This is a genomic window from Bordetella flabilis, assembly GCF_001676725.1.
In the GTDB taxonomy this organism is placed as follows: Bacteria; Pseudomonadota; Gammaproteobacteria; order Burkholderiales; family Burkholderiaceae_B; genus Bordetella_C; species Bordetella_C flabilis.
This window is the reverse complement of record NZ_CP016172.1, coordinates 3335230-3354162: the sequence shown is the minus strand read 5'-3', so window position 1 is coordinate 3354162 and position 18933 is coordinate 3335230. Positions and strand designations below refer to the sequence as shown.

The 18933-nt window shown below is 65.6% G+C and carries 19 protein-coding genes; 14 read left to right on the top strand and 5 right to left on the bottom strand.

Annotated elements, in window-relative coordinates; all coding sequences use genetic code 11:
* Positions 1-8: 8 nt before the first annotated feature.
* The 3 genes from BAU07_RS14710 to BAU07_RS14700 all read left to right on the top strand — a co-directional run bounded on the left by BAU07_RS14710 (position 9) and on the right by BAU07_RS14700 (position 2463).
* Positions 9-734, top strand: coding sequence for a TetR/AcrR family transcriptional regulator (locus BAU07_RS14710; RefSeq protein WP_066659059.1), 726 nt, complete (start codon positions 9-11; stop codon positions 732-734).
* Positions 735-914: 180 nt separating this feature from the next.
* Complete coding sequence (locus BAU07_RS14705; RefSeq protein ID WP_066659058.1) at positions 915-1547, top strand: LysE family translocator; 633 nt, start codon at positions 915-917, stop codon at positions 1545-1547.
* 127 nt (positions 1548-1674) lie between these two features.
* Positions 1675-2463, top strand: coding sequence for an SDR family oxidoreductase (locus BAU07_RS14700; protein ID WP_066659054.1), 789 nt, complete (start codon positions 1675-1677; stop codon positions 2461-2463).
* 16 nt (positions 2464-2479) lie between these two features.
* On the opposite strand, the gene BAU07_RS14695 is transcribed toward BAU07_RS14700, so the two are convergent.
* Positions 2480-3949, bottom strand: a complete 1470-nt coding sequence (locus tag BAU07_RS14695) for an NAD-dependent succinate-semialdehyde dehydrogenase (RefSeq protein ID WP_066659052.1) — start codon at positions 3947-3949, stop codon at positions 2480-2482.
* 232 nt (positions 3950-4181) lie between these two features.
* Here BAU07_RS14695 and BAU07_RS14690 point away from each other — a divergent pair, with 232 nt between their 5' ends.
* From BAU07_RS14690 to BAU07_RS14680, 3 genes are all read left to right on the top strand, one after another.
* A complete protein-coding gene (locus BAU07_RS14690; protein WP_415830298.1) occupies positions 4182-5159 on the top strand; it encodes a tripartite tricarboxylate transporter substrate binding protein in 978 nt (325 codons plus the stop codon).
* A 53-nt stretch (positions 5160-5212) separates the two neighbouring features.
* A complete protein-coding gene (locus BAU07_RS14685) occupies positions 5213-6280 on the top strand; it encodes an isocitrate/isopropylmalate dehydrogenase family protein (protein WP_066659050.1) in 1068 nt (355 codons plus the stop codon).
* Positions 6281-6502: 222 nt separating this feature from the next.
* Positions 6503-7372 (top strand): isocitrate lyase/PEP mutase family protein, encoded by an 870-nt coding sequence (locus BAU07_RS14680; RefSeq protein WP_066659048.1) that lies wholly within the window; start codon positions 6503-6505, stop codon positions 7370-7372.
* A gap of 61 nt (positions 7373-7433) precedes the next feature.
* Here the strand turns inward: BAU07_RS14680 and BAU07_RS14675 are convergent, their stop codons facing one another.
* Complete coding sequence (locus BAU07_RS14675) at positions 7434-8132, bottom strand: DUF899 domain-containing protein (RefSeq protein WP_232338348.1); 699 nt, start codon at positions 8130-8132, stop codon at positions 7434-7436.
* 470 nt (positions 8133-8602) lie between these two features.
* On the opposite strand from BAU07_RS14675, the gene BAU07_RS14670 reads away from it, so the two are divergent.
* The 4 genes from BAU07_RS14670 to BAU07_RS14655 all read left to right on the top strand — a co-directional run bounded on the left by BAU07_RS14670 (position 8603) and on the right by BAU07_RS14655 (position 12349).
* Positions 8603-9607, top strand: a complete 1005-nt coding sequence (locus BAU07_RS14670) for a bestrophin family protein (protein WP_066659046.1) — start codon at positions 8603-8605, stop codon at positions 9605-9607.
* Between the two features lie 125 nt (positions 9608-9732).
* Complete coding sequence (locus BAU07_RS14665) at positions 9733-10611, top strand: RNA polymerase sigma-70 factor (protein WP_066659044.1); 879 nt, start codon at positions 9733-9735, stop codon at positions 10609-10611.
* 134 nt (positions 10612-10745) lie between these two features.
* Positions 10746-11186, top strand: coding sequence for a cupin domain-containing protein (locus BAU07_RS14660; RefSeq protein WP_066659042.1), 441 nt, complete (start codon positions 10746-10748; stop codon positions 11184-11186).
* A gap of 143 nt (positions 11187-11329) precedes the next feature.
* Entirely contained in the window at positions 11330-12349 is a 1020-nt protein-coding gene (locus BAU07_RS14655) for a LysR family transcriptional regulator (RefSeq protein ID WP_066659040.1), read from the top strand.
* Positions 12350-12380: 31 nt separating this feature from the next.
* On the opposite strand, the gene BAU07_RS14650 is transcribed toward BAU07_RS14655, so the two are convergent.
* The 3 genes from BAU07_RS14650 to BAU07_RS14640 all read right to left on the bottom strand — a co-directional run bounded on the left by BAU07_RS14650 (position 12381) and on the right by BAU07_RS14640 (position 14195).
* Entirely contained in the window at positions 12381-12875 is a 495-nt protein-coding gene (locus tag BAU07_RS14650; RefSeq protein WP_066659039.1) for an Ohr family peroxiredoxin, read from the bottom strand.
* 76 nt (positions 12876-12951) lie between these two features.
* The gene (locus BAU07_RS14645; RefSeq protein WP_066659037.1) at positions 12952-13704 is read right to left on the bottom strand and encodes an SDR family oxidoreductase; all 753 of its coding nucleotides are present in this window, start codon (positions 13702-13704) and stop codon (positions 12952-12954) included.
* Complete coding sequence (locus BAU07_RS14640) at positions 13701-14195, bottom strand: carboxymuconolactone decarboxylase family protein (RefSeq protein ID WP_066659035.1); 495 nt, start codon at positions 14193-14195, stop codon at positions 13701-13703. The genes BAU07_RS14645 and BAU07_RS14640 overlap by 4 nt, the downstream gene beginning before the upstream one ends.
* Before the next feature lie 326 nt (positions 14196-14521).
* Between BAU07_RS14640 and BAU07_RS14635 the strand changes: the two genes are divergently transcribed.
* From BAU07_RS14635 to BAU07_RS14620, 4 genes are all read left to right on the top strand, one after another.
* The gene (locus tag BAU07_RS14635; protein ID WP_066659029.1) at positions 14522-15301 is read left to right on the top strand and encodes an SDR family NAD(P)-dependent oxidoreductase; all 780 of its coding nucleotides are present in this window, start codon (positions 14522-14524) and stop codon (positions 15299-15301) included.
* A gap of 11 nt (positions 15302-15312) precedes the next feature.
* Positions 15313-15744, top strand: a complete 432-nt coding sequence (locus BAU07_RS14630; protein WP_232338136.1) for a PPC domain-containing DNA-binding protein — start codon at positions 15313-15315, stop codon at positions 15742-15744.
* A 126-nt stretch (positions 15745-15870) separates the two neighbouring features.
* Positions 15871-17784 (top strand): B12-binding domain-containing radical SAM protein, encoded by a 1914-nt coding sequence (locus BAU07_RS14625; protein ID WP_198168801.1) that lies wholly within the window; start codon positions 15871-15873, stop codon positions 17782-17784.
* A gap of 21 nt (positions 17785-17805) precedes the next feature.
* Positions 17806-18930: a S66 peptidase family protein gene (locus tag BAU07_RS14620; RefSeq protein WP_084025772.1), complete on the top strand. Its 1125-nt coding sequence runs from the start codon at positions 17806-17808 to the stop codon at positions 18928-18930.
* The last annotated feature ends 3 nt before the right edge of the window (positions 18931-18933 follow it).

The following is an 18933-nucleotide window of genomic DNA, read 5'->3' as shown; positions in this document are numbered from 1 at the left end:
ATACGACCATGGGATATTCCCCTAACGCCATCACCGCCGTTCCCGAGGCGCCCACGCGCGGACCCCGTGCGCGTACCTGGAAGCTCCTGCTCGAAGCCGCCAGCGGCATGATCGAGGAAGGGCACACGCCCACCGTCGCGGAAGTCGCCAAGCGCGCGCAGGTCTCGCGCGCCACGGCCTACCGCTATTTCCCTACGCGCAGCCGCCTGATCACGGCGATGGTCGACACGGCGCTGGGCCCGGTGCGGTCCTGGTCTTCGTCGCAGTCCGATGGCCGGGCCCGCATCATGGAGCTCTTCCAGTCCACATTCATACGGTTCAAGGAATTCGAACCGCACATGCGGGCCGCGGCGCAACTCGCCTTGGAGCACCAGGCACTGGAGCGCGCCGGCATCCTGGAGGAAGAGCCCTACCGCCGCGGGCACCGCATCCGCATCCTGGCGCACGCGGTGCAACCTTTCCAGGCGCAGGTAGCGTCCAAGGGGGTGGATCGCCTGCAGAAGGCCCTGTCCATCATTTATGGCATCGAGCCGCACATCATCCTCAAGGACATCTGGGGCGCGAAGAACAAAGAGGTGGAAAGCATCGTCTTCTGGATGGTGGAAGCGCTGATCGAGGCCACCGTCCGGGATGCCAAAAGCGCGCCGGCGGGCCGCCGCGCCGCGCGTCGTCCCCCATCCGGCGCCAACGGCGATTCCCGCAAGAAGCCGGCGCGTGGAACAGATCGCGCTTAGGCGGCGCGGCGGAACACCGCCGGACTTCGCGGGAAGGCGAACCCATGGCGGCCCGTGGACGGGCGGCTTGCCGATGCGTCACAATGTGGAGGCCGCCGGCTGATCCTTGCGGCGCCGGGTTGCCCATCGCGGGCCCGGGTGGTTCCCTCGGTATTCATACCCTTCTTCCGTCGGATTGACATGATTCCGCTCAACGACCTGCTGCTGTTCGCCGGCGCCTGCCTGCTGCTGGTGCTCACCCCCGGCCCCAACATGATCTACCTGATCTCGCGCTCCTTGTGCCAGGGGCGCATGGCGGGCGTCATTTCGCTGTTCGGCGTGGTGGTGGGCTTCCTGGTTCATATGCTGGCCGCGGCGGTCGGCCTGTCGGCCGTCTTCAAGACCGTGCCGCTGGCCTACGAGATCCTGAAGTGGGCAGGCGCCGCCTACCTGATGTGGCTGGCGTGGCAGGCCGTCAAGCCCGGCGCGCGCTCGCCCTTCGAGCCGCGCGCCTTGCCGGCCGACACGCCGCGCAAGCTGTTCACCATGGGCTTTCTGACAAATCTCCTCAATCCCAAGGTGGCCATTTTCTATGTCTCTTTCTTCCCCCAATTCATCGATCCCGAACGCGGCTCGGTGTTCATGCAGAGCGTTACGCTGGGCCTGACGCAAACGGCCGTCAGCTTCATGGTGAATCTGCTGATCGCCATCTCGGCGGCCGGCATCGCCGCGTGGTTCGCCCGCAACCGGACCTGGATGGCGGCGCAGCGCTACCTGATGGGTGGGGTGCTGGCCGCGCTCGCGGTACGGATGATGATGGAACCGAGGCGATAAGGCGCGGTCGAACCGGCTCTTACCCTAGAGGCGAGGCGGGCCGCCGCGCCAGCGATCCGCACAAAGCGCCCGCTTCGCCGCCATGCCGGCATGCTGGCCGGTGTGCCACCTTTCAAAGGACGCGAAAATGGATCTCGGCTTAAAAGGCAAGACCGCCATGGTGACCGGCGGCAGCAAGGGCATCGGCCTGGCGGTGGCCAGGGCATTGATGGCCGAGGGCGTACGCGTGGGTATCGTCGCGCGCGGGCAGGCAGGCCTGGATGCGGCCCTGGCGCAACTGTCGGGGCAGGGCGGTCAGGCCTTCGCGGTCGCGGCCGACCTGATCGATCCGGGCCAGGCCGCCCAGGCGGTCGCGCGCATCGAGGAGGCGCTCGGCCCCATCGACATCCTGGTCAACAGCGCGGGCGCGGCGCGCCGGCACGATCCCGAAACGCTGACGGCGGATAAATGGCGCGCCGCCATGGACGCCAAATTCTTCACCTATATCCATACGCAGGACGAGGTGCTCAAGCGCCTGCGGGCACGCGGCGCCCAGGGCGCCATCGTCAATATCATCGGGTCCGGTGGCAAGACGCCCACGACCACCCATCTGGCCGGCGGGTCGGCCAATGCGGCCCTGATGCTGGCCACCGTGGGCTCGGCCCATCATTATGCGCAGTACGGCATACGCATCAACGCCATCAACCCCGGCGGCACGGTGACCGAGCGCGTGCAGGAAGGCCTGGCCGTGGAAGCCAAGACCCATGGCATCAGCAAGGAAGAGGCGCGCAGCCGGGCGGAAGCCAGTATTCCGCTCGGCCGGTATGCGGAACCGGAGGAAGTCGCCGACGTGGCGGTGTTCCTGGCCAGCGCCCGGGCAAGCTATGTCGTGGGCGCCGTCGTGCCGATGACCGGCGGCCTGGCGCCGGTCATCTAGCGTCCGTCGCGGCGCGTCAGGCGCCGATGTCGACGCACAGGTACTTCAGCTCGACATATTCGTCCAGGCCATGGCGCGAGCCCTCGCGACCCAGGCCGGACTGCTTGACGCCGCCGAACGGCCCGACTTCGTTGGAGATCAGGCCGGTATTGATGCCCACGATTCCATACTCCAGGCCTTCCGATACCCGCCAGACGCGGGCGTTGTCGCAGGTATAGAAATAGGCCGCGAGGCCGAAGATCGTGTCGTTGGCCAGTTTCAGCGCCTCGGCCTCCGTCGAAAAGCGGAACAGCGGGGCGACCGGGCCGAAGGTCTCCTCGCGCGCGAACAGCATCGACTGCGTGACACCGCTGACCACCGTCGGTTCGAAGAACGTACCGCCCAACGCATGCGCCTTGCCGCCCACGATGACCTTGGCCCCGGCCCGGGTGGCGTCGTCGATGTGTTCGCGCACTTTCTTCACGGCGTGCTCGTCGATCAGCGGACCTTGCACCACGCCTTGCTCGAAGCCATCGCCCACCTTCATCGCCCCGACCTTTTCGGCCAGGCGCCGCGCGACCTCGTCGTAGACGCCATCCTGCACGTAAATGCGGTTGGCGCAGACGCAGGTCTGGCCGGCGTTGCGGAACTTGGAGGCCAGGATGCCGTCCACGGCCTTGTCCAGGTCGGCATCGTCGAAAACGATGAACGGCGCGTTGCCGCCCAGTTCCAGCGACAGTTTCTTGATCGTCGGCGCGCATTGGGCCATCAGCTTGCGGCCGACTTCCGTCGAGCCGGTGAAGCTGAGCTTGCGCACCGTTTCGCTTTCGCAGAGCGCGGCGCCGATATCGCTGGAGCTGCCCGTGATCACATGCATCACGCCCGCCGGTACGCCGGCTTCCTCGGCGAGAACTGCCAGCGCCAGCGCGGTGAGCGGGGTCTGCTGGGCCGGCTTGACGATCATGGTGCAGCCGGCCGCCAGGGCGGGGCCCAGCTTGCGCGTGATCATCGCAGCGGGGAAATTCCAGGGCGTGATGGCTGCGCACACGCCCACGGCCTGCTTCAGCACCATGATGCGCTGGCCGGCCTTGGGGCTTTGCAGGACTTCGCCGTCCATGCGCTTGGCTTCCTCGGCGAACCATTCCAGGAAGGAGGCGGCGTAGGCGATTTCCCCCGCTGCCTCGGTGACCGGCTTGCCCTGTTCGGCGGTCATGATGGCGGCCAGGTCGCCCTGGTTCTGCATCATCAGGGCGGCCCAGCGTTGCAGGATGGCGGCGCGTTCCTTCGCGGGACGGCCGGACCACGCCGGCAAGGCGGCTTCGGCGCGCTGGATGGCATGTTCGGTCTCCGCGCGCCCCAGCTTGGGAATCGACACGATGGTCTGGCCCGTCGAAGGATTCGTCACCGCGAGGGTGGGGCCGCTGCCCGCTTCATGCCACTTGCCGTCGATATAGCAGGCGTCGCGCAGCAATTCGGGACGTTGCAGGCGTTGGGATAGGGAGGTCACTGCTTGCTCCTGGGAATGAGCGGCGGCGCCGATGGCACAGCGCGGCGCGCCGTCGCGGGAAATACGGAATGCGCAGGCCGGATGGGTTGCTGTCTATCGTAAGCCCAAACCTATGCCGTGCCCTTGCTGCGAACCGCCAGGTTTGCACGAGGATTTTTTGTATGCAAAGATATGCATAACTTGAATCGAACGGACGTCGCGCGCCCGGCGTGACGCCTACAGGAGACACCCCGTGTTCAAACCGCGCCTCGAAACCCTGCGTGCGTGGCTGCTCGCCACGGCGACCTTGCTGCCTGCGCTGGCTGGCGCGCAAGGCTTTCCCGAAAAGCCCATACGCCTTATCGTGCCGTTTGCCGCGGGCGGCGGGACCGACAGCATCGCCCGCGACATGGCCCGCAGCCTGGGGGAAAAGCTGGGCCAGGCCGTGGTCGTGGAAAACCGCGGTGGGGGAGGCGGCTCGATCGGGGCCAATGCCGTGGCCCATGCCGCGCCCGACGGCTATACCCTGCTGTTCGCCACCTCCACGTTCGTGACCAACGCCGCGGCGGAAGCCTCGACCAGCTATGACGTCGAGAAGTCCTTCCAGCCCATCGCCCTGATCGGCCGCGGCCCGTTGCTGGTGGTGACCACCAGGGACCTGGGCGTGGACAGCGTGGCCCAGTTGCGCGATCTGGCCTCGAAAAAACCGGGAACGATCAATTTCTGCTCTGCCGGCAACGGCAGCATCAACCATTTGTCCGGCGAACTCTTCAAGCAGCGCGCCGGTGTGCAGATGACGCATGTGCCCTACAAGGGCAGCGGGCCGGCGACGATGGATCTGCTGGCGGGCCGCGTGCAGGTGTTCTTCGCCACCGTGCCGACCATCCTGCCGCAGGTCAAGGACCAGCGCGTGCGGTTGCTGGCCGTGACAAGCAAGACCCGTTCGCCGCTCTTTCCCGATACGCCGACCATGGCCGAGGCCGGGATTCCGGACTTCGACATCAGCACCTGGTGGGGCGTGCTGGCTCCGGCGGGCACGCCGAAGGACATCGTCGAGAAGCTGAATGTGGCGGTCAATGATGCCGCGGCCGCCGACCTGACGCGGCGGCGCCTGACCGACGAAGGCGCGGACCTGTTCAAGGGCACGCCGGCCGATTTCGCGCAGGTCTTGCATAACGAGCTCACGCTCTGGCGCGGCGTGGTGAAGCAGTCCGGCATCAAGCTGGACTGAATGCCATTTTCCGCAGACGTGTCGAATCTGCTGTTTCTTTCAAGGAAAAATTCATGAAAATCGTAGTGCTGCCCGGCGACGGGATCGGACCGGAAACCATGGCCGTGACGGTCGACGCCCTGCATGCGGCGGATCGCCGCTTCGGCCTGGGCCTGCAGCTGGATCACGATATCGCCGGCCACGAGAGCCTGCAGCGCCACGGTGCGACGGTCACTCCCGCGTTGCTGGAAAAGGTGCGCGCGGCCGACGGCCTGATGCTGGGCCCCATGGCGACGTACGACTTCAAGGACGAGGCCAAGGGCGAGATCAATCCCTCGAAGTTCTTCCGCAAGGCGCTGGACCTGTACGCCAATATCCGGCCGGCACGTACCTATCCCGGCATTCCCGCACGCCTGGGCGAGTTCGACCTGGTAGTGGTGCGCGAGAACACCGAAGGCTTCTACGCCGACCGCAATATCGAGTCGGGCCCCAGCGAAATGCTGATCACCCCGGACCTCGTGATATCGCTGCGGCGGATCACGCGGCTCTGCTGCGAGCGCATCGCCCGCTCGGCCTTCGAGCTGGCCATGACCCGCAAGAAGCATGTGACCATCGTGCACAAGGCCAATGTCCTGAAGCTGGGCGATGGCATGTTCATCGACATGTGCCACCAGGTGGGCAAGGAGTTCCCGGATGTCCGCATCGACGAGGTCATCGTGGACGCCATGATGGCGCACGTCGTGCGCGCGCCGGACCGCTACGACGTCATCGTCACGACGAATATGTTCGGCGACATCCTGTCGGACCTGACCGCCGAGCTGTCGGGCAGCCTGGGCCTGGGTGGTTCCTTGAACGCCGGACGCGAACATGCCATGGGGCAGGCGGCGCATGGCTCCGCGCCCGACATTGCCGGGCAGAACATCGCCAACCCCGCCTCGCTGATCCTGTCGGCCGCAATGCTGCTGAACTGGTATGGCCAGCGCAAGGGCAAGCAGGCTTTCATGGAGGCCAGTGCCGCCATGGAAAAAACGCTGGCCGACACCATCCAGGCGCGCGAGTGCACGGTCGATGTGGGCGGCAAGCTCGGTACGCGCGAGGCGGGCGCCGCGTTCGTGAAGCGGCTGGAAGCTGCCGCGAATTGATCGGGTCCTGCGAGCGCTTCGGCCATGCCTGCGGCTTGCGGCAAGGGCCTGGCGCCTCGCCAGCGAGCAGGGCCGGTGGCCTCCGGCTCGGCCATTCCAACCCCGCCATCCATTGATGAAGCGAGTTCAGCGGTGTCCTGACGACGGCGGCGATTGACCGCGTCGCCACCGCTCATTAGACTGCTCCGGCCCCCCATCCCGAACCGAAGCAGGAGACCCATCATGAGTGAAACAACCAAACAGCGCCTGCGTCGCCGGATAGAGCAGCGCGACGGCCTGGTCGTGCCAGGCGCCTTCAACGCGATGAGCGCGCGCGTGGTCGCGGACCAGGGCTTCGAGGCTGTTTACCTGACGGGCGCGGGCCTGACCAATATGCACTATGGCGTGCCCGACCTCGGCATTATCGGGCTGCGCGACGTGGCCGACGCCACTGCCCGCATCCGCGATGCGGTCGATATTCCCTTGCTGGTCGATGCCGACACCGGCTTCGGCAATGCGGTGAATGTGTGGCATACCGTGCGTGCGCTCGAACGCGCCGGCGCGGACGCCATCCAGCTGGAAGACCAGGTGTTCCCCAAGCGCTGCGGCCATTTCTCCGGCAAGGAGGTCGCGCCGCTGCCCGAGATGCTGGGCAAGATACGCGCCGCGGCCGACGCGCGCGTGGACCCGGACTTCCTTATCATTGCGCGCACCGATTCGCGCGCCGTGCTGGGTTTCGAGGCGGCGGTCGAACGCGCGCAGGCCTTCGCCGACGCGGGCGCCGACGTGCTGTTCGTCGAGGCCACGGAAAGCCTGGATGAGGTGCGGCGCCTGCCCACCCTGCTGAACCGGCCGCAGCTGGTGAACATCGTCATCGGCGGCAAGACGCCGCCGCTGCCCGCGGAGGAACTGGGCAAGATGGGCTATGGCATCGTGCTGTATGCCAACGCCGCCTTGCAGGGCGCGGTGGCCGGCATGCAGCGCGCCCTGGGCGTGCTCAAGCGGGACGGCCAGCTCAAGGAAGACCCGGCGCTGGTCGCGCCCTTCCAGGAGCGCCAGCGGCTGGTGCAGAAGCCGCTGTACGACGACCTGGAAAAGCGCTACGCGGAATAGGGCGCGGGAGTAGAAGGGCGCGGCGGTCCTCCAGTATGCCGGCCTGGGCATCGCTGTCCCTTCACGGCTGCGGGTTCCCGTCCTTCTTCCGGAACGTCGCCTCGCCGGCATCGGAGACCTCGACCCATTTCCTGTCCGGCGCCGCGCCCGGCACGTAGCTGTCATGCCAGTTCCACCACTTGTAGGTCGGCGTCTGCGGATAGCCCGGTGGTGAATCTTCCCAGACTTCCTGGCGCCCCAGCGGCGTGATGTCCAGATAGTTCCAGGTGCTGCCCATCTGCTCGTCGCCACGGTTGTTGAGGAAGTACGTGCGGAAGATGCGGTCGCCATCGCGATAGAACACGTTCGTTCCATGCCACTCGTCCACGCCGAAGTCGGCATCGAAGCGATCGGTCAGGGTGAACCACGGAATGTCCCCCCAGCCCATGCGCGCCTTCAGCCGGGCGATATCCGCCTGCGGCGCGCGCGACACGAACACCAGGGTGGTGTCGCGGGCGTTCAAGTGCGCCAGGTGGGCCACCTGGTCGGCCACCATGGAGCAGCCTCGGCAGGCGTGGTCGGGCCAGCCGTAAACGCCCGGTTCGTAGAACGCGCGGTAGACGATCAACTGGCGCCGGCCCGCGAACAGATCGGGCAGGCTCAGCCTGCCTTCGGGCCCTTCGAATGCATAGGCGTCGGCCACCGCCATCCATGGCATGCGCCGGCGCTCGGCGGCCAGGGCGTCACGGGCGCGGGTATGTTCCTTTTCCTTCACCAGCAGCCGCTGGCGGGCGGCTTCCTAATCCTGCGGCGACACGACGGGCGGCGTCTGCATGGCAGGCTGTCCGTCGCCGTTGCGTCCGTTTTCAGGTGATGCGGTCATGGTCGTTCTCTCCGAATGTGAGCGGTGCCCAAGCAGCGGTGCCTCGAAGCGTGATGCCCGCCCACGCCGTTGGCCCGTTCCTGGTTCCGGCCAGTGTGACGCCGGACGCCGCGTGCGCGGGAGTAACAAGTGTGGCGGCATTCCGCCGCTGGTGGACCGATATGCGCCGGCGGTTGCGGCCGGCCGCTTCATTGTTGTCCGCGCGACAACACGGCGAGTCCTTGTGCGAGGCTACTGCGGCCGGACCGCCCCGTCTACGATTCGCCTGCGCGCAGAGCACGCCCGTGGCCGGGCCCGGGCGGCGTCTTCAGATTCGCGCGCAACGCATTGCACCATGCGCTCGCATCACGCGTCGAGGCCATACCACCATGCATTTGGGCAGATCCTACCGCTTGTTCGAGTTCGTCCTTTGGACGAGACGAAAGATCTACCGGCTGCTGGTGCTGGGCTTGGTGCCGGTGCTGTTGTATCAGGTACTGGGCCTGAAATGGCTGACGCTGCCCTTGACGGTGGTGACGCTGTTGGGCACGGCCACGTCATTCGTGGTCGGTTTCAAGAACGTGCAGACCTATACCCGTACCGTGGAAGCGCAGAAGATCTGGATGGCCATCGTCAACACCAGCCGCTACTGGGGCATGATCAGCCGGGATTTCGTAGGGGATGTGGCGCGCTCCGGCGCATTATTGAACGGGCACCTGGCCTGGTTGACGGCGCTGCGTTACCAGTTGCGGACGCCGCGGGTCTGGGAGACGGTGGAAACCGCTTCGAACGCCGAGTATCAGAAGCACTACGTGATCCCGGAAAGGCAGCAGCCGCTGCAGGCCGCCTTGTCCCGGTATCTGTCTCCCGAAGACCTGCGGACGGTGTCGGACGCGGACAGTATTTCCGTGCAGTTGCTGGGTATGCAGGGCCAGGCGGTCCGGCGACTGTACGACGAAGGCCTTATCGCGTCTTCCGAGTACACCGAGTTCAATAGCCGCATCCGCGAGTTCCTCGATCTGCAGGGCCAGGCCGAACGCATCAAGAATTTTCCCTATCCGCGCCAGTACGCCATTATCAACACCTTCTTCGTACGATCGTTCTGCCTGCTGCTGCCGTTTGGGCTGATGGGGGAATTCGACCGCCTGAACGACAGCGTGGGCGGGATCATGCATGGCGAGATGATCTGGCTGGCGGTGCCTTTCAGCGTCATGATCTCGTGGATCTACACGGCGCTGGAACAGGTGGGCGAGGGCACCGAGAATCCATTCGAGGGCAGCGCCAACGACGTGCCGATCAGTCATTTGAGCCTGGTGATCGAACGCGACATCAAGCAGATGCAGGGACGGGCCGATCTTCCGGGCCTGCCTCCATCTCGCGAGATCGTGCTGTAGCGTCGGGTCAGGCATGGCGCATCGGCGCATGGCGCGCGGGTGGGCGGATGCTTGCCCTTTTCGGGATGCCCCAGCAAAATAGCGCAGGTTTCAACCGGTCCGCGCTCTGGCGGCGTCCTTCTCCCATGACCGACTCCACCAGCCTGTTCAATAGTCATCGCCCCCGCTTGCTCGCCATTGCCTACCGCATGCTGGGCGCGGTCGCGGAGGCCGAGGACGTGGTGCAGGATGCCTGGCTGCGCTGGCACGACGCCGATCCATCGAAACTGGACAATCCCGAAGCCTGGCTGGTTACGGTGACGACGCGCCTGTCCATAGACCGCCTGCGCGCACTCAAGGCGCAACGGGAAAAGTACGAGGGCGTCTGGCTGCCCGAACCTTTGCTGATGCCCCAGCCGGCCACACCGGAGGAAATCCACGAATTCTCCGACGATGTGTCCGTGGCGTTCCTGTTCCTGCTGGAGCGGCTGTCGCCGGAGGCGCGGGCGGCCTTCCTGATGCGCGAGGTCTTCGACGCCGATTACGACGAGGTCGCTCGAACCCTGGGCAAGACGGAGGCGGCCTGCCGCCAACTGGTAAGCCGGGCGAAGCAGCAATTGCGCCAGGAATCGCCTCGCCGGAAGGTCTCGCGCGAAACGCACCGCCACCTCATGGCGCGCTTCGCCGATGCCATGCAGCGCGGCGATTTCCACGGCCTGCATGCCCTGCTCAATGACAATGCCGAACTGATCGGCGACGGCGGCGGCAAGGCCACGGCCTTCCCCTACCTGGCGGGCGGGAAAAGGCTGGCGCAGTTGTTCTATGCCGGCGCGCGGCGCTATGGCGACAATGTGCGGGTGGAACTGGCGCTTGTGAACGGACAGTGGTCGCTGCTGCGCTACATACACGGTTCCCTGGAATCGGTGCAGTCATACGAAACGGACGGCCGCCGCATCGTCCGTGTGCTGGTGCAACGCAATCCGGACAAGCTGGCGCGCGTCGCGGCCGCGTTGCCACGGCACTGAATCGGCCATGCGGATGCGCCGGGCGCCGGCGCATTGGTGTCGCGCCGGCAACATTGTGATCCCCCGCGCGGATCTACCGCGCCCATGCCGGGCTGCCTACGATAGACCTGTTCCAATCACCCCAAGGAAAGGTCATGCTGAAGATCACCAAAACCGGATTTCCCTTCATCGCCGCAGGCGCGCTGATGGTGCAACTGGCCCACGCCGCCCCGCCGGCCGGTCATGCGTCCCACGCCGCCGCCGCGCCCGAAGCCATCGTCACGTCGCTCATGGCCAAGCCGCTGCCCGATATTCCCGGCAAGGAAGGGGTGATGATTACGGTGGATTATCCGCCGGGCGCGGTCGATCCCGTACACCGCCACGATGCGCACAGCTTCGTCTACGTACTGGAAGGCAGCATCGTGATGCAGGTGAAAGGCGGCAAGGAGGTCACGCTCACCCCCGGCCAGACGTTCTACGAAGCACCGGACGACATCCACACCGTCGGCCGTAATGCCAGCCAGACCCAGCCGGCGAAGTTCATTGTGTTCCTGATCAAGAAACCAGGGGCGCCCATCCTCACACCCCTGCAGTAAGGATTCGCCCTTGGGTCCATGACGCGGACCTCGGTACGGACGTACACGAGCGTCCACGCCGTGATCCGGCCGGCCACGGCACCGTCCGGCGGATTTTTTTCCAGGCGGTGTCACAGGGCGCGCGGCTCCAACGTCTTAGGAGCATGGATAACAGACCATCCCCCCCTGACTCGCCTGCGTCCTGCGCGCCATCCCCATGCAGCGCCGCGGATTCCCTCGCGCACAGTTTCGCCACCAGTTACGCCGGCGTCGTCGCCTTCATCGCGGTCGCCTCGGAAGGCAATTTCGCCAAGGCGGGCGACCGCCTCGGCATCGGGCGGTCCGCCGTCAGCCGCAGCGTGCAGAAGCTGGAAGATCAACTGGGCACCCGCCTGTTCGTGCGTACTACCCGCAGTACATCCCTGACGCGCGAGGGCGAGCGGTTCTACGAAAAATGCCACGCGGGGGTCGAACGCATCGTGCAGGCGCTGGACGACATGCGCGAATTGCGCCAGGGACCGCCTTCCGGCCGGCTGCGCGTCTGCTCGACCGTGGGATTCGGCCGGAAAGTCGTCGCGCCCTTGTTGAGCGGCTTCCAGGCCGCTTATCCCGGGATCTCGGTCGAACTGGTGCTGGACGACGGCGTAACCGATTTCACGACGGACCGGATCGACGTTTCGTTCCGCAACGGTCGCATGGAGGACAGCCAGGTCATCGCCAAGCAGTTGATCCCGATGCAAATGCATGTATGCGCCGCGCCGGCCTATGTCGCGATGCATGGACTGCCGCAAGACATCGATGAACTGGCCGGCCATCGCTGCGTGGATTTCCGCCTGGCGTCGGGACGGGTGTACGAATGGGAGTTCAAGGTCGGCGGGCAGATGCGCAAATTCGCGCCGCGCGCCATGCTGACCTTCAACGATGCCGATCTCGTCCTGCAGGCGGTGCTGGGTGGACAGGGCATCGCGCAAATGGCGGGCTACCAGATCAGCGATCACCTGCGTGCCGGCAGCCTGGTGGCGTGCCTGCCGCAATACGCGCCGGACGATCGAGGCCATTACATCTGCTATCTCAGCCGGGACCACCTGCCCGGGCGCATGCGTGTGTTCATCGACTATATGACGACGCATATCCGCGCGCTCGACCTGCAGACGCTGGACAGTTTCCTGCCCAAGCAGGGCTAGGTGCCGGTGGACCTGCGGGGCGCCGGCCACCCTATGGCGCCAGGGCGACCGCGCTTTCCATGCCGCGCCGCGTCATTTTGGTGTACGGACATAAGCGCTCGGTATTGCGCACCAGTTCTTCGGCGGGCGCCTGGTCCAGCCCCGGGAGGCGGACCTCCACCTTCGCCCTGAGCGCATAAAGGCCGTCGACCGGGTCTCGGCCGAATGTCACGGAAACCTTGACCTCCGCGTCGGGGATGGCCAGGCCCGCCTTCGCTGCGAGCAGGCTAAGCGCGCCATGGAAACAGGCGGCGTAGCCGGCGGCGAAAAGTTGCTCGGGGTTGGTGCCCCCGCCGGGACCGCCCAGCTCCGGGGGCAGCCTCAGGTCCACCTCCAGCTGGCCGTCCTCGGACCGCGCGATGCCGGACGCCCGGCCATGGGCGGCCGCGCCTCCCTGCACGGTGACGGAGGCCGTGTACAGGGGAGCGAACTCATCCCCCCGGAATTTATCCAGCAAGCTAGAGGACGGCGGGTGCAGTTCGCTCATGGGGGTCTCTCGCCCGGCGCGGGCATGGGAAAATGACGGCGTCGCTGCCGACGCCGTCATCCTGGACCGGCTGCGCTTATTTTCTCGGCGTGCGCGCGAACCAGGTTTCGAAGTCGATCCTGCCCAGGCGGGGGTTGGGTCCCGGCACCAGCGTATCGTCTTCCAGCACCGCGCCGAAATATGGCGTTTGCGCACTGGCGACGACCTTGCGGGTATTGCCCGTTTTCTGCATATAGCGTTGGACCAGGGCTCCCATGCGTTCGCGCACAGGCCCGGCGATCTCTATGGTGCCATTGAGCGGCGCGCCCAGCGTGGCGTCCGCCATGGCCAGCGCCACGTCGTCGGAGGCGATGGGCTGGACATACCCCGCAGGCAGCCGCACCACATCGCCGTCGGTGCCGGACTGCACGATCCCGCCCAGGAACTCGAAGAACTGCGTGCTGCGTACGATGGTGTAGGGGATATTGCCGGCCTTTATCAGCTTTTCCTGGGCAATCTTGCCGCGGAAGTAGCCGCTGTCGGCAAGGCGGTCCGTGCCTACCACGGACAGCGCCACATGATGGTCCACGCCGGCATTGGCTTCGGCGGCCAGCAGGTTCCGCCCGGAGGTTTCAAAGAAGTCGAGCACCGCCTTGTCCTCGAAAGAAGGCGAATTGGCGACATCCACCACGACCTGCACACCCGCGAGCGCGTCGGCCAGGCCTTCACCGGTGATCGTGTCGACGCCCGTGCCCGGCGACGCGGCGATGGCTTCATGGCCGCGTTGGACGAGGAGCTGGACCAGCTTCGAACCGATAAGGCCGGTTCCACCTATGACGAGGATCTTCATGACGGTTGTCCCTGGTCGAATTTGGCCTTGTCCAGGCCGTAGGCCTTGTCGGCCGAGCCAGGAACCGTCTGGAAACCCACATTCAGCCGGTTCCAGCCATTGATGGCCATGATGGCGAAGCTCAGGTCGGAGATCTCTTTTTCCGACAGCTCCCCGCGCACGCGTTCATAGATCTCGGTCGGCACGCCCTGCGCGGGGAGATGCGTCAGGACTTCCGTCCAGGCCAGCGCGGCGCGCTCGCGCGGCGAGAACAGGGTGGATTCGCGCCAGATGGCGACGTGGTGCAGGCGCAGTTCCTTTTCCCCGTGTATCTTGGCCTGCTTCACGTGCATGTCCAGGCAGAAGCCGCAGCCATTCATCTGCGAAGCACGGATCTCGACCAGAGCGAGGATGGGCTGTTCGATGGCGCCCGATTTCAGCAGCATGCCGAATTCGACGAATTTCTTGAAAAACTCGGGCGATTGCGCAAAGGCGTTGACGCGTTGGGTCATGGTGAATTTCCTCGGAGGTTGGCGCCGCCGGCCAGGGCGGTTGAAAAGTGCGTTGCAACTGTTCAGGCAACGGACAGATGGTAGGCGTGGGGCGAATGCAGCGGTAGACGCGGCGAGGGGACCATGGTGTTGCCCGCAGGGAACCAATTCTGCCGCGGGAGACCGGATTGTGCCGTGCCGTGCCGTGCCGTGCCGTGCCGTGCCGAGTGCGGGGGGGACGGCGCCCCGCTCCGAATCGGAAAGCATGACTGGCCCCCGTTGCCTGGCATGGCCGTTGCTCCGCACAACCGTTCTGGCCATTACGCGACAAAGGAAAGGAAATCGCCATGGATTTGCAACTTGCGAACAAAACTGCCCTGGTAACCGGATCGACCGCGGGCATAGGCCTTGAGATCGCCCGCCGTCTGGCGCTCGAAGGCGCGGAGGTCCTGATCTGCGGACGCTCGCAGCAGAAGCTCGACGCCGCCGTTGCCGAAATCGGCGCGAACGTGCGTGCGGTGCAGGCCGACCCGGCGACCGGGGAGGGCGCGGCCCTTCTGACCCAGGCCGTGCCCGAGATCGACATCCTGGTCAATAATCTGGGCATCTATGAATCCAAGCCCTTCGACGCGATCAGCGACGAGGACTGGCGGCGGTTCTTCGATGTGAACGTCCTTAGCGGCGCGCGCCTCGCGCGCCATTATTTGCCCGGCATGATGAAACGCAACTGGGGCCGGGTCATTTTCATTGCCAGCGACTCCGCCCTGGTCATTCCCTCCGACATGATCCATTACGGCATGACCAAAACCGCCCAGCTCGCCATCTCGCGTGGCTTGGCCGGCACGACCAAGGGCACCCGGGTCACCGTGAATGCCGTGCTGCCCGGCACCACGCGGTCGGCCGGCATCGAGGACTTCATGCGCAGCGTGGCCAGCAATCCTGATCTGGCCCCGGAAGAAATGGAGCGCGAGTACTTCGCGAAGGAACGACCAAGCTCCCTGATCCAGCGCATGATCGAACCCGAGGAAGTCGCCAGCCTCGTCGCTTATGTCGCCAGCCCGCTTTCGGCCGCGACCAATGGCGCGGCCTTGCGCGTTGACGGCGGTATCACCCCCACGATCATATGAGGCTGCAATCGATGACCGAGCACAAGCGCTACATACCGACGCCCACCGGCTTCCTGATGGTGCTGCGCCAGGGCGACGATGCCTTTGCCAGGCTCGAAGCACTGATGGAGCAGGAATCCGTTCCATCGGCCGTCATCAGCGGCTTCGGCTTCGCCGGCACGGTGACCTTCGGCTTCTTCGATTTCGAGAAGAAGGCGTACCGGCCGAAAACGATGGAGACGTTGGAGCTGACCAATATCACCGGCACCCTGGCGTGGAAGGAAGGCAAGCCGGCCATCCATGCCCACGGCGTGGCTGGCGACGAGAGTTTCAGGACCTTCGGTGGCCATCTCCTGGCGCTTGAGGTGGGTCGCGGCTCGCTGGAGATCAGTATTACCGTCATGCCGGTCCGCCTGGAGCGGGCGGTGGACCCGGACATCGGGGCGAATGTGCTTCAGCTTTGAAGGGCAGCGCGGCCCGGAGATTGCGCTCCGCGAAAGGTCTCTTTGACCGTCTGTTAGCCGGCCGGATCCATCGTGCTGCCTATAATTGACGCGATTCCCGCTTCGGCGGCAGCCTTGCCGTGCTTCATGTCCACCTTGCCTTTACGCGTGTTGTCCGTCATTCCGCCGATGACGCAGTTGAACACGCCTTATCCTTCCACTGCGTACCTGACGGGCTTTTTGCGCTCGCGCGGCGTTGCGTCTTTCCAGGAGGACCTCGCGCTCGCGCTCGTGCTGCGGCTGCTTTCGGCCGAAGGCCTGCGTGCCGTGGCCGAGCGCATCGCCACGCTGCCGGTGCAAAAACACAGCCGTACCGTCCAGGCCTTCATGGCGCAGCAGGCCCGCTACCTGGCCACGATAGGACCGACGATCGGGTTCCTGCAAGGCCGCGATTCCACCCTGGCCCACCGCATCGTAAGCCGCAACTTCCTGCCCGAGGGACCGCGTTTCAAGACCTTGGACGTGTACGTGGACGAAGAAGGCGGCGACCCGCTGGGGTGGGCATTCGGCGCCCTCGGCCTGCAGGATCGCGCCAAGCACCTGGCGACCCTGTATCTGAACGATCTGGCCGACGTGCTGCGAGACGCAGTGGATACGCGTTTCGAATTCGTGCGCTATGCCGAGTCGCTGGCCGGCAGCCAGCCCACGTTCGACCCCTTGGCCCAGGCACTGGCAGCCGCGCCGACCTTGGTGGACGAGACGCTGCGCGAGCTTACGGTGGAGACGCTGGCGCGGCATGCGCCGACCGTGGTGCTGTTGTCCGTGCCGTTTCCCGGCTCGGTTTATGCGGCTTTCCGCATCGCCCAGACGATCAAGGCACAAGACCCGGACATCGTCACCGTGCTGGGTGGGGGATTCGTCAATACCGAACTGCGCGAATTGAAAGACCCGCGCGTGTTCGATTATTTCGACTATGTCACCCTGGATGCCGGCGAACGCCCTTTGCTGGCCTTGCTGGAGCATGTCCAGGGCCGGCGCTCGCGCCAACGCCTGGTACGAACCTTCCTGCGCGACAAGGACACCGGGGAAGTACGGTACGTGAACATGGCCGAGCCCGATGTCGCGTTCGCAGAAGTGGGCACCCCGACCTGGGACGGCCTGCCCCTGGACCGCTACCTGTCGCTGCTGGACATGCTGAACCCGATGCATCGCTTGTGGAGCGACGGACGCTGGAACAAACTGACCGTGGCGCACGGCTGCTATTGGAAAAAATGCAGTTTCTGCGATGTCAGCCTGGACTATATCGGCCGATACGAGGGCGCGTCGGCCAAGGTGCTGGCCGATCGCATCGATGCGATCGTGCGCGAGACCGGGCAGACCGGTTTTCATTTCGTGGACGAAGCGGCGCCGCCCAAGTCCCTGAAGGCGCTGGCGGCCGAACTCATCGAGCGCAACGCCGGTATTTCCTGGTGGGGCAATATCCGTTTCGAGAAAACCTTCACTCCCGAACTATGCGAGTTGCTGGCCGATAGCGGCTGTATCGCCGTATCGGGCGGGTTGGAAGTCGCTTCGGACCGCCTGTTGAACCTCATGAAAAAAGGCGTTTCGGTCGACCAGGTGGCGCGGGTCACGCGCGCCTTCACCGATGCCGGCGTGCTGGTGCACGCCTACCTGATGTACGGTTTCCCCACGCAGACGGTGCAGGATACGGTGGATGCGCTGGAGTACGTGCGCCAGCTGTTCGAAAACGACTGCATCCAGAGCGGCTTCTTCCATCGCTTCGCCTGTACCGTCCATTCGCCGGTGGGGATGAATCCCGAGCAATACGGCGTAACGCTGCAAGCCTTGCCGCCGGTCACATTCGCCAAGAACGATATCGGATTCCACGATCCCACGGGCGTGGACCATGACGCCCTGGGCAAGGGGCTGAAGAAGGCCATCTACAACTACATGCATGGCATCGGCCTGGACGAGGACGTGCGCAGCTGGTTTCCCTTCAAGGTGCCGCGCACCACGGTGGCGCGCAACCGCATTAGCCATGCCTTGCGCCAGCGCGGGTAGCTACCGGGACACGACAGTTTTATGAAATCTCCACTGTTCGTTGGCGACACCCTTGTCACCCGTCGACGCCTCCTTGGGGCATCGTTGTCGCTGGGACTGGGCGGTGTGCTGTTGTCGGGCTGCGCGCCCGCTGTCCGACGCCGGAATGGAGCCGATACGCCGGCCGGGGATCTATCGTCGTCGCTGCCGGCTAGTGGCTACGCGCGTCCTGTCCCGGCCTTCCGGGCCGGAAGCCTGGTCGCCATCGTGGCGCCGGCGTCGGCGGCTCCCGACGCCGCCGACGAGGCTGCGCTATGGTTGCAGGCGCGTAACGTACCGGTGCGCGTCATGCCGGCATCGCGCATGCGCCTGCCCGCGCCGCTGGATTACCTCGCCGGCCCTGACGCCGCGCGCGTGCAGGACCTCCACGACGCCTTCGCCGCACCCGACGTTGGTGCGGTGTGGTGTCTGCAAGGCGGCTTCGGTTCATGGCGTCTGCTGGACGCGGTCGATTTCGGGCTGCTAAGCCGGCATGCCAAGCCCTTCATCGGATACAGCGATATCACGGCGCTGCACCTGGCGATCCAGCGGCACGCTGGCTTCGTGACCTTCCATGGCCCCATGCTCGGACAGGATTTCCTGGCGGGCCGCGAGCCGCCCACCGAGTCCGCGTTGTGGCGCATGATAGGCGGCGCCGCGCGGCCTGGGGATCCGGTCGCCCCTGCTCCGTCGCCCATGCTCACCACCTTGCTGCCCGGGCGCGCGTCCGGACGGCTCGCGGGCGGCAATCTGGCGATGATCGCCGCCTTGATCGGTTCGCCGCACGAAATCGATACGCGCGACGCCATCCTGTTCATCGAGGATGTGAACGAGTCGCCGCCGCGCATCGACCGCCTGCTGTCCCAACTGCGGGCGGCCGGCAAGTTCGAGGGCTTGCGCGGGGTCCTGGCGGGCAACTTCACCCGGCAGGGCACGAACGCGCCGGACGAGATCGCGCAGTTGGCCGTTCATATGCTGCTACAGGCTTATTTCCAGGGACTGGGCATTCCCGTGCTGGCCGGCTGGCCCAGCGGCCATGGCGATCCCAATCTGACGCTGCCGCTCGGTGCGCGAGTGACGCTGGACGCGGAACGGGGTTTGATATTGGAACAGGCGGTCACGGTGTAGGCA

Coding starts and splice junctions, on each gene's coding strand:
- BAU07_RS14710 (WP_066659059.1), top strand. CDS start 9: ATGGGATATTCCCCTAACGCCATCACCGCCGTTCCCGAGGCGCCCACG.
- BAU07_RS14705 (WP_066659058.1), top strand. CDS start 915: ATGATTCCGCTCAACGACCTGCTGCTGTTCGCCGGCGCCTGCCTGCTG.
- BAU07_RS14700 (WP_066659054.1), top strand. CDS start 1,675: ATGGATCTCGGCTTAAAAGGCAAGACCGCCATGGTGACCGGCGGCAGC.
- BAU07_RS14685 (WP_066659050.1), top strand. CDS start 5,213: ATGAAAATCGTAGTGCTGCCCGGCGACGGGATCGGACCGGAAACCATG.
- BAU07_RS14680 (WP_066659048.1), top strand. CDS start 6,503: ATGAGTGAAACAACCAAACAGCGCCTGCGTCGCCGGATAGAGCAGCGC.
- BAU07_RS14670 (WP_066659046.1), top strand. CDS start 8,603: ATGCATTTGGGCAGATCCTACCGCTTGTTCGAGTTCGTCCTTTGGACG.
- BAU07_RS14665 (WP_066659044.1), top strand. CDS start 9,733: ATGACCGACTCCACCAGCCTGTTCAATAGTCATCGCCCCCGCTTGCTC.
- BAU07_RS14660 (WP_066659042.1), top strand. CDS start 10,746: ATGCTGAAGATCACCAAAACCGGATTTCCCTTCATCGCCGCAGGCGCG.
- BAU07_RS14655 (WP_066659040.1), top strand. CDS start 11,330: ATGGATAACAGACCATCCCCCCCTGACTCGCCTGCGTCCTGCGCGCCA.
- BAU07_RS14650 (WP_066659039.1), bottom strand. CDS start 12,875: ATGAGCGAACTGCACCCGCCGTCCTCTAGCTTGCTGGATAAATTCCGG.
- BAU07_RS14645 (WP_066659037.1), bottom strand. CDS start 13,704: ATGAAGATCCTCGTCATAGGTGGAACCGGCCTTATCGGTTCGAAGCTG.
- BAU07_RS14640 (WP_066659035.1), bottom strand. CDS start 14,195: ATGACCCAACGCGTCAACGCCTTTGCGCAATCGCCCGAGTTTTTCAAG.
- BAU07_RS14635 (WP_066659029.1), top strand. CDS start 14,522: ATGGATTTGCAACTTGCGAACAAAACTGCCCTGGTAACCGGATCGACC.
- BAU07_RS14630 (WP_232338136.1), top strand. CDS start 15,313: ATGACCGAGCACAAGCGCTACATACCGACGCCCACCGGCTTCCTGATG.
- BAU07_RS14625 (WP_198168801.1), top strand. CDS start 15,871: ATGTCCACCTTGCCTTTACGCGTGTTGTCCGTCATTCCGCCGATGACG.
- BAU07_RS14620 (WP_084025772.1), top strand. CDS start 17,806: ATGAAATCTCCACTGTTCGTTGGCGACACCCTTGTCACCCGTCGACGC.